Origin of the sequence: Caloranaerobacter azorensis DSM 13643, assembly GCF_900129995.1 — a bacterium.
GTDB lineage: Bacteria > Bacillota > Clostridia > Tissierellales > Thermohalobacteraceae > Caloranaerobacter > Caloranaerobacter azorensis.
The window spans coordinates 19,429-29,393 of sequence record NZ_FQXO01000027.1 but is presented as its reverse complement, the minus strand read 5'-3'; the positions used below and the strand labels follow the sequence as shown (position 1 = coordinate 29,393).

At 29.0% G+C, this 9,965-nt stretch carries 10 protein-coding genes; all 10 read left to right on the top strand.

The annotated features are described in order from the left end of the window. Positions 1 to 270 (top strand): hypothetical protein (locus BUB51_RS06085; RefSeq protein ID WP_073196280.1); only part of this gene is annotated, 270 nt, incomplete at its 5' end. A 145-nt stretch (positions 271 to 415) separates the two neighbouring features. Further along, positions 416 to 1,600 carry a CbiX/SirB N-terminal domain-containing protein gene (locus BUB51_RS06080; protein ID WP_073196278.1) on the top strand — a complete coding sequence of 395 codons (1,185 nt, stop codon included), beginning with the start codon at positions 416 to 418 and terminating at the stop codon, positions 1,598 to 1,600. A 22-nt stretch (positions 1,601 to 1,622) separates the two neighbouring features. Beyond that, on the top strand, positions 1,623 to 2,897 hold the full coding sequence (gene yfmF, locus BUB51_RS06075; protein ID WP_073196277.1) for an EF-P 5-aminopentanol modification-associated protein YfmF: 1,275 nt from the start codon (positions 1,623 to 1,625) through the stop codon (positions 2,895 to 2,897). A 12-nt stretch (positions 2,898 to 2,909) separates the two neighbouring features. Further along, complete coding sequence (yfmH, locus tag BUB51_RS06070) at positions 2,910 to 4,196, top strand: EF-P 5-aminopentanol modification-associated protein YfmH (protein ID WP_143153574.1); 1,287 nt, start codon at positions 2,910 to 2,912, stop codon at positions 4,194 to 4,196. A 96-nt stretch (positions 4,197 to 4,292) separates the two neighbouring features. Next, positions 4,293 to 5,027 carry a prolipoprotein diacylglyceryl transferase gene (gene lgt, locus BUB51_RS06065; RefSeq protein WP_035163106.1) on the top strand — a complete coding sequence of 245 codons (735 nt, stop codon included), beginning with the start codon at positions 4,293 to 4,295 and terminating at the stop codon, positions 5,025 to 5,027. A gap of 184 nt (positions 5,028 to 5,211) precedes the next feature. Next, the gene (locus BUB51_RS12705) at positions 5,212 to 5,370 is read left to right on the top strand and encodes a Spo0E family sporulation regulatory protein-aspartic acid phosphatase (protein ID WP_143153573.1); all 159 of its coding nucleotides are present in this window, start codon (positions 5,212 to 5,214) and stop codon (positions 5,368 to 5,370) included. Between the two features lie 350 nt (positions 5,371 to 5,720). Further along, complete coding sequence (gene mraZ / locus BUB51_RS06055) at positions 5,721 to 6,152, top strand: division/cell wall cluster transcriptional repressor MraZ (protein ID WP_035163107.1); 432 nt, start codon at positions 5,721 to 5,723, stop codon at positions 6,150 to 6,152. Between the two features lie 88 nt (positions 6,153 to 6,240). Further along, a complete protein-coding gene (gene rsmH, locus BUB51_RS06050; protein WP_073196275.1) occupies positions 6,241 to 7,173 on the top strand; it encodes a 16S rRNA (cytosine(1402)-N(4))-methyltransferase RsmH in 933 nt (310 codons plus the stop codon). Between the two features lie 30 nt (positions 7,174 to 7,203). After that, entirely contained in the window at positions 7,204 to 7,674 is a 471-nt protein-coding gene (locus BUB51_RS06045; RefSeq protein ID WP_035163109.1) for an FtsB/FtsL family cell division protein, read from the top strand. A 17-nt stretch (positions 7,675 to 7,691) separates the two neighbouring features. After that, positions 7,692 to 9,866 (top strand): stage V sporulation protein D, encoded by a 2,175-nt coding sequence (locus BUB51_RS06040; RefSeq protein ID WP_073196273.1) that lies wholly within the window; start codon positions 7,692 to 7,694, stop codon positions 9,864 to 9,866. Positions 9,867 to 9,965 lie beyond the last annotated feature (99 nt).

The window sequence follows — 9,965 nt, the reverse complement described above, 5'->3', positions numbered from 1 at the left end:
ATGGCAAAGAAAAAAAGAAAAGACAAAATAAGAGAGAGAATAAAGAAAAGGAGAAGACAAGAACGAGAAGAAAAAAGAGAATATGTAAGATACAAATGTATAGAATGTGGGATAGAAGAAGAGGTACCAAAAGATGTAGTAGAAATGTTTGACATACTAGATAGTGGAGATATAAGCGTACCACCGAGATTTGATTGTGTAGAATGTGGTGGCGTAATGGAGCCTATTAAATATAAGGGTGTACATGGTATAACATATAGACTAGAGTAATTAAGTTGCGGGTAGCAAAAAGAAGCGGGTCCCGCAAAGCGGGACCCTTTTTTTATCTATTAAAGGGTTTAGTTCTAAAAAATATATAAATATACATAAAATTATAAAAATGAATAATGAAATTATAAGTTGAGTAGGTGGCATTATGTCAAATATTAATAGTTTCAAATTATTATTTTATATTATCATGTTCATTTTTTTTAGTGTATTATTTTTTACATATGATAATACACTAGAAAATATATTTCTACTTCTGTCATTTGTTGGATTTATCAATATATTAAAACAGAGAAAGAGTTTTAAAACTAAAAAGAGTATTTTTTTACTTATTGGGATAATCTTAATAACTTATATTTTATCTATATTATTTTTATTTACTCAAAAGTACAATATGAAGATTGGCAATTTAAATACTTATCGACGAAAGGAGGATAAAGCTGTATTATTAGTTGTTGAAGGAGAAAGTTCTGTATACGAACCTTCAAAGGCTATAACTAATATTTTGCTAAATGAAAAATTTTTAAACAAAATAAGTATACCTTTTCAATTATATAATATTAAAAAGAATTATCGAATGATTGGAAGAAGTGATTATGAGAGAAATACTAAAAAATTAGTTGAAAAGTTAAGAAGTGTGCTTTCTGACGAATATTATATAAATATTGCATATTTAAAAGATACAGAATATGTAGAAGAAAAAATATTTAATTTAGTAACTGAAGGGTATTATAAAATAATAGTGGTACCTGTAATTATTTCTGAAGGGAGTGAATTTGCTAAATTAAAAAAGAGGGTTGAAAAACTTAAATTGTATAATTATAATGTACAAATTAGGTGGACTGAACCTTTTTGGAATAGTGAATACCTAGCTATATCATATTTAAATAAAATTTCAAATAATGTAGATGCAAAAAAAATAATGGATACGGGAATAGTATTAATAGGACAGGGGGAGTATAATAAAAGTAGTTTAATTAAATCGGTAAAACAGCAGATAATGTTTTCTAAAAAGGTAAAAACATATCTAGTTGAAGAATTAGGAATTGATGAATCTAAAATAAAAATAGCATGGTTTGATAAGTTAAAGCCTGATTATGTTAAGGCAGTTAAAGAAGTGTTGGAGTATGGAGTTGGCGAGATACTTTGTGTATATTTAAAACCTACGACTACTGACATAGATAATAATATTATAGCTGATAAAGTAAAAAGGGAGGTAGATTTTCCAGAAGGCATTAAGGTTAAAGTTATAGATGGTTTTTGTAATGACGATAATATCATTAAAGAAATAAGAAATAGGATTAAATTAGCAGATATGAAAGTCTGGAACTAATAATGTGTAGGAGGGTTGTATATTGACATTAAAAAATATAAGAAAGAGAATTGATGAAGGAGTAAATTTGAATTTAATTGTTACGGATAAATTTAAATCAAACTTAATTAGCATTTATATTGTTAGGCCATTGGTGCGTAGTGAGGTAACTAAAAATGCATTATTGCCAATGGTTTTGAAAAGAGGTACAAAGAACTATAATACTTTTACAGATATACAGCAAAAATTAGAGGATCTATTTGGTGCAAATTTGAGCGTAGATGTTACGAAGAAGGGTGAAAGACAAGTAATTAGATTTACATTGGAAGGGCCAAATGATAAATATGTTTCAGGTAATAATTTAATCGAAGAAATGATTAAAATTTTAAATGAAATAATCAACAATCCTTTGTTAGAAAATGGTAGTTTTCTGGATGAATATGTAAATCAAGAAAAGGAAAATTTGAAAAAGAAAATAGAGAGTAGAATAAATGATAAAAAGACTTATTCAGTAGATAGATGTATTGAAGAAATGTGTAAAAATGAAAATTATAGTCTTTATAAACATGGTTATGTAGAAGATTTAAAGGATATAGATAGCCGTAAGCTATATGAGCATTATTTAACAGTTTTAAAATCAAGTCCTATAGAGGTATGTATCGTTGGAGATATAGACGTCGATGCAGTTTCTAATATCTTTGTAGAAAATTTTGATATAGAAAGGGATAAGGTTATTGACATACAAAGAGAAAATGTATTAAAAGAGATTCATACTAAAAATTTAGTTCGCGAAGAGATGGATGTTAATCAAGGAAAATTGACATTAGGATTTAGAACAAATATACCGTATGAAGATAAATTATATGAGCCGTTATTAATCATGAGTAATATACTTGGTGGCGGGCCTAATTCGAAATTATTTATGAATGTGAGAGAGAAAGAGAGTTTAGCTTATTATATTTATTCGAGAGTATTAAAGTATAAGTCGCTGCTTATAATATCTTCGGGTATAGAGTTTTCAAACTATCAGAAAACGCTGGATATAATAAAAGAGCAAGTAGAAGATATGAAATTAGGCAAGTTTTCAGAAAGCGATATTAGACAGGCAAAAAAAACTTTAATAACTTCAATAAAGTCCATAAAAGATAGTAATTTTTCTCTTGCTGATTATTACTTGAGTAATATACTTGCAAATGATTACAGAAATATTGATGAAATAATTGAAAGATTGCAAAATGTATCTAAATACGAAATAGTAGAAGCTGCTAAAAAATTGAGTTTAGATACAATATATTTTTTAACTAAAAGGAAAAAGTAGGGAGGAATACTTTTGAAAATAGAAGTATCTACACATGATAAATTGAATGAAAAGCTTAATTTTGCAAAGTTAGATAGTGGATTGAATGTTTTTCATATACCTAAAAAAGATTATGTAGAGAAATATGCAATGTTTTCGACTAATTATGGTTCAAATGATAATAAATTTATTCCCGTCGAAGAAACTGAAGCTATAGAAGTACCTGAAGGGATAGCTCATTTTTTGGAACATAAATTATTTGAAGAACCGACAGGGAATATATTTGCGAAATTTTCAGAGTTAGGCTCATACGTAAATGCCTTTACTAATTTTAATCAAACATCATATTTGTTTACGTGCACTGATAAATTTTATGAAAATCTAGAGGTTTTGGTTAAGTTTGTACAAAATCCGTATTTTACAGATGAGAATGTTGAAAAAGAAAAAGGAATTATTGAACAAGAAATTAGAATGTATGACGATTCACCTAATTGGAAGGTATTTTCTAATTGTTTAAAAGGTATGTATCACTATCATCCGGTTAGAATTGATATTGCGGGAACGGTTGAGAGTATAAAGAAAATTAATAAAGAATTTTTATATAAATGTTATAATACGTTTTACAGATTAGAAAATATGGTACTTGTCATGGTAGGTGATTTCGATTTTGAAAAGGCTTTGGAAGTTGTAAATAATGCTTTAAAAAGCAGTAAATCAAAAGGGGATTTAAATATAAAAAGATTTTATCCAAAAGAGCCTAAACATATTAATGAAAGTATTTTAGAAGAGAGATTACAAGTTTCATCTCCATTGTTTAATATTGGATTTAAAGATATAGATTTAGGGTATGATGGTGATATGCTATTAAAAAAGGAGATTGAAACTAATATACTATTAGATTTATTATTCGGGAAAAGTTCCGAATTATATCAAAAATTATATGAAGATGGTTTAATAAATAATACTTTTGGAAGCCAGTATATTGGGCATAAAGATTATGGACATTCTATAATAGGCGGAGAGTCTGTGGAACCTAAAAAAGTTCTAGAAACTATAATTAAATATTTAGAGAAGATTAAAATAAATGGTTTAAACGAAACAGATTTTATTAGAATTAAGAAAAAATCATTAGGCTATCACATAATGGATTTTGATTCAATAGAATTTATTGCTAATTCTTTTACATCATATTATTTTAAAAATGCATCTTTGTTTGAATATATGAATATACTTGAGAATATAAGTTTAGAAGATTTGCAGAAAAGGTTAGAAAAACATTTTAGAGAAGATAATTTTGTAATTTCAATAGTAAATCCTTAAGATTTTATTGACTAATTATATTTAGAAAAATATAATAGAAATGTATGTTAGCTACTAGATTTCTAGTAGCTTCAATTTTATTTAAGGAGTGATTGTATGAATCCGGTTGCTTTTGAGATTTTTGGAATATCTGTTAGATGGTATGGTATTTTAATTTCTTTAGGAATGTTATTAGGAATGATAATAGCAGTTAGAGAGTGTAGAAGAATTGGTTTTGATGAGGAAAAACTTATAGATTTGCTTATTTTTGCTATTCCTTTGGCTATTATTGGAGCAAGAATGTATTATGTGATTTTTAATTGGGAGTACTATAGAGGGGATATTTTAAAGATAATAAATATTAGAGGTGGAGGACTAGCTATTCATGGAGGTATAATTGCAGCTGTGATAGTTGCTTTAGTATATTGTAAAGTTAGGAAGGTAAATTTTTGGGAGATAGCGGATATAGTTGCTCCTAGTATTATCTTGGGTCAGGCTATTGGAAGATGGGGTAATTTTATTAATCAGGAAGCATATGGGACTCCTACTGACTTACCGTGGGGTATTATAGTTAACGGACAAAAAGTTCATCCTACTTTTTTATATGAGTCAATATGGGATTTTGGAGTATTTTTATTTTTATTATGGTATAGAAAAAATAAAGTGAAAGTTAAAGGAGAAGTCTTTTTATTGTATTTGATGTTATATTCGTTTGCTAGATTTTTCATAGAAGGATTACGAATTGATAGTTTAATGCTAGGTAAGTTTAGAGTAGCACAGCTAATAAGTATTATAATTATAGCAGTTTCAATGGTACTATTTTATAAGAGGAGAAAAAGAATTTTAGAATAATATATAAAATACTAGAAATTTATTATAAAATATAGAAAATGAGCGTAAAAAGATGATAAAAGTAGATAATTGGTGTCTAATTTAAAATTTCTTTGTAATTTTGGATAAAAATGTATTGACATTTAGGCGAATAATGTAATAAAATGACATTACCCGATATTTTCTTATGGTAGGAGTTGGTATTATGGATTTAAAGGAGCAGATTGCTCATTTAAGGGACGAGCTTAATAAATCAATAAATGAAGAGCAGAATTATGAGATTATATATGAGCTAAGCGTTGAATTAGATAAGTTGATAACTCTTTTCTATTTAGACAAGGAAAATAGGTTAAAAGATAATTAGCATACTTATACTCCTACCGCTTTAAACCACTCTATTTAAATTGAATAATTATAAGTAAATAGTTTAATGACATTAATACGGCTTTTAGCCATCTAGACTGTTGACAAATCTATTCTATTTTGTCAACAATCTCACGGCTTTTAGCCGTTTTTTTTGTTTAAAAAATAACAAAATTTCAGATTTAAATAAATTAGTAAGATACTACTTTTTTAAATGGGTCCTATGTACTAGCATATTTTCAAAAAAATTTCAAATTGATAGCAGGAATTCAAAAAATATTATAGAAGATATACAGTGTGGTTTAAAGTGGTAGGAAGTGGGGGCTTGTTCCTTATAATGGGGTGTAATGTATGTTTATTGGAGAATATCAGCATTCAATTGACAAAAAAGGCAGATTAATAATACCGGCTAAGTTTAGAGAGGACTTAGGAGAATCCTTTATTCTAACCAAAGGATTAGACAACTGTCTTTTTGTATATCCAAAAGATGAATGGAAAGTTTTAGAAGAAAAGTTAAAATCACTACCATTGACTAGAAAAGATGCAAGAGCTTTTGTAAGATTTTTCTTTGCTGGAGCAACAGAATGCGAATTAGATAAGCAAGGTAGAATATTAATACCTAGCAATTTAAGACAGCATTGTAAACTTGTAAAAGATGCTATAATAATAGGAGTGTCAAATAGAGTAGAAATTTGGAGCAAAGAGGAGTGGATTTTATATAACGAGGATGAAAATTTGAGCTATGAAAATATTGCTGAAAAAATGGCTGAATTGGGTATTTAGTAAATATTGATTTTTTTTAAAACTAATAATAATATTATAAAGTTGTTCTTTTTACAAAAGAGAAAGAATAGTAAAAGAGGTGGCTAAATTGGATTTTAAACATGTATCAGTTTTATTAAATGAGGTTATAGAGGGACTTAATATTCGTGAAAATGGTATTTATGTTGATGGTACTATAGGAGGAGCTGGACATTCTAAAGAAATAGTGAAGAGATTAAAAAATGGACGTTTAATTGGAATTGATCAAGACATGAATGCTATACGTAAGGCAGAAGAAGAATTAAAACATTACATTGATAAAGTTACTTTAGTGCATGATAACTTTAGTAATATTAGCAATATACTTAATAGGTTGAATATAGATGTGATAGATGGTGTACTGTTAGATTTAGGTGTATCTTCACACCAATTAGATGTAGCAGAGAGAGGATTTTCATATAAAAAAGATGCCTTTTTAGATATGAGGATGGATAGAAGTAGTGATTTTAGTGCATGGGATGTTGTAAATAAGTATTCAGAAGACGAACTTGCAAAAATAATAAGAGAATATGGTGAAGAAAGATGGGCGAGTAGAATAGCAAAATTTATAGTTGAATATAGAAAAAATAATGCTATAGATACTACTGGACAGTTAGTAGATATTATTAAGAAAGCTATTCCGAAAGGAGCAAGAAAAGACGGTCCTCATCCGTCTAAAAGGACTTTTCAAGCAATAAGGATTGAAGTGAATAATGAGTTAGGGATTTTAAAGCAGACTATTGAGGATATAGTCAAGATTTTAAACAAGGGTGGAAGAATCTGCATAATAACATTTCATTCATTAGAAGATAGAATTGTTAAAGAGACTTTTAAGCAGTTGAGTTTGGATTGTGTTTGTCCACCCGAGTTACCTGTATGTGTTTGTAATAAAAAGAGAGAGTTAAAGATCATAACAAAGAAACCTATTTTGCCTTCTAATGAAGAACTTTCTAAAAACCCTAGAGCTAGGAGCGCTAAACTTAGAATAGCAGAGAAAGTTTAGTGTTCTAAACTGAAAAAGGGGTGAATAAATTTGTTAGTAGCAAAAAAAGAAAATAGATTATTAAAAAATGAAAATAGAATAAACAGAATTGAAAAGAGAGAAATAAGAAAATCAAAGAAAATAGTTTTAATGAAAGTTAAAGTTATTATGTTTTCTTTTTTGATTTTAGCTATAGCATTAGTTGTTTTGTTAAGATATGCTCATATTACTAAAATGAGATATGATATAACTATGCTTGACAAAAGAATAGAAAAGTTAAATAATCAAAAACAGCATTTAATTATAGAGTTGGAGAAAATAAAAGAATCTAAATGGATAGAGAAAGAGGCAAAGCAAAGATTAGGATTGAAATATCCTACAAACGATCAAACGGTATATTTAACTGTTGAAGATTTATTTAATGATGAAACCGATGTGGCTGAAGATAAAGGGGATAATAATTATATATTCCTCAATGCCTTCAGAAATGTTGTTAACAAGATGTTTGGATATTTTCAGTAATATAAGGGGGAAAAGCTGTGTCATCACCCACTATTTCTACAAAAAAAAGACTTATTGCAATGTTGTTATTAGTATCTATTGCTTCATTATCACTAACGATAAGACTAGGATATTTGCAGATAGTTAAGGGTGAAGAACTGAAGAAATTAGCTCTAGAACAATGGACTAGAGATATACCAGTTAGAGCCAAAAGAGGAGTAATATTTGATAGAAAGGGTAAAAAATTAGCCATAAGTGTTAGTGCTGATACTGTTTGGTGTAGACCTGCAGATGTAAAAAATCCTAAAGAAACTGCAAAAATATTGGCAGAAGTACTTGATTTAGATGAAGATAATGTTTATAAAAAGATTACTAGCAGACAAAGTGTCGTTAAGATAAAGATGTGGATATCTAAAGAAAAAGCAGATATTTTACGGAGTAAAAAGTTAAGTGGGATAGAGATTGTAGACGATAACAAAAGATATTATCCATATGATAATTTTGCAGCACACATATTAGGATTTACAGATATTGACAATGTTGGTTTGTATGGTATTGAAAAGACATATAATAAATACTTGACAGGTACACCGGGTAGATGGATAAAAACTGCAGATGCTGTTGGTAGACAATTGCCATATGCGAACGAGAAACTATATGAACCAAAAGATGGTTTGAGTGTTGTTCTTACGATAGATGAAACTATTCAGCATTTTGCAGAGAAGGCTGCTTTAGAGGCTCTTTTAAAAAATAAAGCGAAAAGAGTATCAATAATAATTATGGAACCTAAAACAGGTGATATATTAGCTATGGCTTCTAAACCGGATTATGATCCAAATAACCCTAGAGAACCTTTAGATGAAAATTTAAAACAGCAATGGAAAGAATTGCCTCAAAAAGAGTTGATAAAAAAATGGTATGATATGTGGAGGAATTTTCCTATAAATGATGTTTATGAGCCGGGTTCTACTTTCAAAATAATAACGGCTGCTGCGGGGTTAGAGGAAAATGTTGTAACTCCTGAAAGTCAGTTTTATTGTGATGGCTTTATAACTAGTGTTAAAGGCGCTAGATTAAAGTGTTGGAGATGGTATAACCCACATGGCAGCGAAACTTTTGTAGAAGGAGTTCAAAACTCATGTAATGAGGTCTTTGTAGCTGTTGGGCAAAGACTTGGTAAAGAGAGGATGTATAAATATATAAAAGCTTTTGGATTTGGAGAGAAAACTGGTATAGAGTTAACTGGAGAACAATCTGGAATTATCCCAAGAGGACCTGAATATATGAAAGAAGTTAATTTAGCTACTATTTCATATGGGCAGGGGATAGCTGTTACTCCAATTCAGTTAATTACTGCTATATCTGCGGTTGCAAACGGCGGAAATTTAATGAAACCTAGAATTGTTAAAGAATTAGTTGATGATAAAGGGAATGTGGTTCATGAATTTAAACCAGTAATAAAAAGAAAAGTAATATCAAAAGATACTTCTAAGACTTTGTTAAGCATACTAGAAACTGTTGTTTCATCAGGGACTGGTAAAAAGGCTTATGTTCCTGGTTATAGAGTTGGAGGAAAGACTGGTACAGCTCAAAAAGTAATAAATGGAAGGTACGCTGAAGGTAAATATGTAGCATCATTTGTTGCTATTGCACCTGTAAATGATCCTAAAATTACAGTATTGGTTGTTATTGATGAGCCTAGTAATGGCGAATATTATGGTGGTAGAATTGCTGCACCGGTAGCTGGTCAGGTAATAAAAGAGACTTTGAATTATTTAGATGTAGAACCTCAATTTACAGCAGACGAGCAAAAAAATAATAACGAAAAGACGGTTGTAGTTCCTGAGGTAAGAAATTTAACAATAAAAGATGTAGTAAATAAATTAAAAAAGGCTGGGCTTGATTACAATACAGAAACATTAGATATTCAAAAAGATTCATTAGTAATAGATCAATTTCCACTACCGGGCACAAAGGTAAAGAAGGGTTCAATGATAGATTTGTATGTATATTCTAGGAGAAAAGAAGATAGTAAGATTATTATGCCAAATCTTAAGGGTAAAACGATGGAGGAAGTTACAGAACTTCTTAACAATCTTGGGTTGAGATTTAAATTTAAAGGAAATGGTGTTGTAAAAAGTCAGTATCCAGCGGCAGGTACTATGGTAGAATTTAATTCTTTGGTAAAAGTTGAATTTGGTAAAGTGAACTAATTATAGATATCATAAGGCAACTTCAAACAATGCTGACTTTGTTTGAAAGTTGCCTTTTAAGTAGACTAATAATATTCAAATATGATATTATCAATAAGT

What these genes read in the sequence shown, in the direction of transcription:
- BUB51_RS06080 (WP_073196278.1), top strand. Translation starts at nt 416, where the DNA reads ATGTCAAATATTAATAGTTTCAAATTATTATTTTATATTATCATGTTC.
- lgt (WP_035163106.1), top strand. Translation starts at nt 4,293, where the DNA reads ATGAATCCGGTTGCTTTTGAGATTTTTGGAATATCTGTTAGATGGTAT.
- BUB51_RS12705 (WP_143153573.1), top strand. Translation starts at nt 5,212, where the DNA reads ATGGATTTAAAGGAGCAGATTGCTCATTTAAGGGACGAGCTTAATAAA.
- mraZ (WP_035163107.1), top strand. Translation starts at nt 5,721, where the DNA reads ATGTTTATTGGAGAATATCAGCATTCAATTGACAAAAAAGGCAGATTA.